This window comes from Vibrio sp. OPT46 (assembly GCF_015163535.1).
GTDB lineage: Bacteria > Pseudomonadota > Gammaproteobacteria > Enterobacterales > Vibrionaceae > Vibrio > Vibrio alginolyticus.
Genome location: NZ_JADDYG010000316.1, coordinates 1 through 584 on the forward strand (window position 1 = coordinate 1; position 584 = coordinate 584).

At 38.5% G+C, this 584-nt stretch carries 1 pseudogene; it reads left to right on the plus strand.

Annotated features, from left to right (window positions below):
* Positions 1–74 (plus strand): annotated as a pseudogene (locus tag IQR33_RS15255) (GNAT family N-acetyltransferase); the annotation flags it as partial.
* Between the last annotated feature and the right edge of the window lie 510 nt (positions 75–584).

Genomic DNA, 584 nt, shown 5'->3' on the forward strand with positions numbered 1-584 from the left:
GTTTTAAAGTAGTTTCTCGCTCACCGCTTGATGATATGGGAAAACCTTTTCCAATTTTGCATATGACACTTTAAAGCTCGGTTTGTCGTAACCAGTTTGCTAGAAGAAGCGCCCAAAGCTAATAACTTTGGGCGTTTCCGTATACGGTGAAAAAATCACATAACAAGTTGTTCAAGAGGGATTCGCAACGCGTGGCATTTTTACTATGCGTTGAGTTTTGTGTTTAAGGTGGTATGCGGTAGCATCAGTATTGCGTTGGCTCACCCCTTAACAAGGCGTTATGTTTTACATTGATTTATAAGCAATAAATGGTTTCTGGCTTACTTTTTTGGTCACTTTGGTAGTTTGATTTATGGTTTCAGTAACTCAATCTTTGTGGTCTAAATACTTGTGAATTTCACCAATTTTAGGCTTCAAATTTCAGGGTTGCTCCAATTGAAATAGTGGCTTTACGCTGAAATTTATCTTGCTTAAAGTTGCTTTGGTTTTGGTGAGAGGTTTTAATTATTACGCGCTTTGTGTTTGTCGCCCTTGTCGTAATGGTTGGTTGACTCGTGAGATGTGAGTTGAACAATTTCTTGAGC